Genomic DNA, 2196 nt, shown 5'->3' on the forward strand with positions numbered 1-2196 from the left:
GCATTCGGGCCGTCCGGTGCTCGCAGGCTGAGCATCGATCGCCGTAACCCAAAGGTCGAATCCACTGGGCCGGGCCCACCTGCGAATGGCGCCGGGCCGCCCGACGTTCGTTCAAGTGACGGCGCGAGGGGTTCGGTTGCTTGGGCGGGTGCGGCGCCGCCGCGATGCCATTGCGGCAGACGTCCTGGGGCTGCCGCGCTCAATCGCCGAAACGGTAATGGTTGGCTTTCACGCGCCGGGTGAGCCGGCGAAAGGCGAATGAGAATCCGGGCCAAAGGGTCGTGTTGCGACCTCGCTCGGACAGATACCAGCTTCGGCAGCCGCTCATCCAGACGGTGCCGCGAAAAGCGTTCTGCAGCCGTTCGTTGTAGGCGTGCTCCACAGTCTCACGCACTTCCATCGTCCTTGCGCCGCGTTCGCACAGCGTGCGCAAGCAGCGCGCGATATAGGCGATATGCGACTCGATCATATACACCATCGAGTTGTGGCCCAGGCCGGTGTTCGGGCCGATCATCATGAAGAAGTTCGGAAAGCCGGCGATGCTCGTGCCGAGATACGCTTGAGGCCCATTGGCACGCCAGCGCGCATCGAGGTCGGCGCCGTGCGCGCCGATGATCGGGAAGGGCGCGCCCGCATCCGCTACCTGAAAGCCCGTCCCGCAGACGATGGCATCGACAGGCCAGTGGCGCCCGTCATCGGTGACGAGACCGTCTTCGACGATTTCGCGGATCGGCGTGGTGACGACGTCGACGTTCGGTTGCGTCAGTGCCGGGTAGTAATCGCTCGAAAGCAGCACGCGTTTGCAGCCGAGCAGATAGTTCGGTGTCAGCTTGGCCCGCAGCACCGGGTCCTGCACGCGTCGCGCGAGATAGCTCGTGGCAAAGCGCATCGGCCCCTGCATCCACTGGGTATTGACGATGAAGGCGAGGGCGCGTGCTTCATGGCGCCAGTAGATCATCCAGCGCGCGATCTGTTGCGCGAGCGGCAACCAGCGAAACGCACCCTGCGCATGGGGGCTGATCGTGCGATCGGGCCGAGGCATGATCCAGGGCGGCGTGCGCTGAAAGACGCACAGCCGCGCCGCGCGCCGTTGAAGGTGCGGAATGAACTGCACGGCGCTCGCCCCCGTCCCGATGACGGCTACCGTCTTGCCTTCGAACGGATAGGTGTGATCCCATCGCGCCGAATGAAACAGTGCGCCGCCAAAGCGCTCGATGCCGGCGATGCCGGGCATTGCCGGCCGCGAGAGCGGTCCATTCGCCGCTATGACGACGTCGGCTTCGACCGTTTCATGTGTCGAGCCATCGGGCGCCGTCGCGATGTCCAGGTGCCAGACCCGGGCGTCATCGTCGAAGCGCGCCTTCGTGACGCGCGCGTTGCACCGGATCAACGGCTCGACGCCGTGATCGCGCGCGCAGCGTTTCAGGTAGTCGAGAATTTCGCGTTGGGAACCAAACGTGCGCGACCAGGAGGGATTCGGCGCGAACGAAAACGAGTACAAATGCGAGGGGATGTCGCAGGCGGCGCCGGGGTAGTCGTTGTCACGCCACGTGCCGCCGATGTCGCCGGCCGCTTCATAGACAGTCAGTGACGCCACGCCCATTTGCTTGAGCCGGATCGCCATCCCGATCCCGGCGAATCCGCTGCCGACAATCGCCACCCGCAGCGGGATCTTGCACGAACGCGTCACGGCTTAGTTATCGTTCCATCCGCCCGAATCGCCGCTGCCGAAGTCGACGCCGCCGTCACTGCCGCCGCCATCGTTCCAGTCGTTCGAGCCCTGTCCGAAATCGACCCCGCCGCTGTTGTCGCGTTCGGCGGCGCGGCGCCGCGCTTCGTCATCGTCGATGTAGACATCGCGCTCGATCACGCGATCGCGGCCATGCGACGACAGCGCTTCACCGAGCAGTACGCCGGTGAGCAGGCCGCCCATGCCGCCGCCCATGCCACCGCCCTGCTGCACGACGATCGGCGGTTGCTGCTGCGCAGGGTAGGGCTGCTGCATGCCGTACGGGGCTTGCTGCTGTTGCAAGCGCTCGGCTTCTTGCGCGTACGGCGATGGGGCGGCACCCGGCGTTTGCGCGTACGGATCCGGTCGTCCTTCGGTGCGGGCACGCAGGCTATCGAGCCGCCGTGCGAGATCGTCGAGCTCATAGGCGGGCACCGGATTGCCATTGTTCGACAGCGCCTCGACCA

1 protein-coding gene and 1 pseudogene are annotated in these 2196 nt (G+C 65.8%); both read right to left on the reverse strand.

Annotation, left to right across the window (positions count from 1 at the left end; translation table 11 throughout):
* Positions 1-199: 199 nt before the first annotated feature.
* Positions 200-1690 carry a flavin-containing monooxygenase gene (locus ACTHL0_RS25025; protein ID WP_440569759.1) on the reverse strand — a complete coding sequence of 497 codons (1491 nt, stop codon included), beginning with the start codon at positions 1688-1690 and terminating at the stop codon, positions 200-202.
* A 3-nt stretch (positions 1691-1693) separates the two neighbouring features.
* Positions 1694-2196 (reverse strand): annotated as a pseudogene (locus ACTHL0_RS25030) (tetratricopeptide repeat protein); the annotation flags it as partial.

Source organism: Trinickia sp., from assembly GCF_051961175.1.
In the GTDB taxonomy this organism is placed as follows: domain Bacteria; phylum Pseudomonadota; class Gammaproteobacteria; order Burkholderiales; family Burkholderiaceae; genus Trinickia.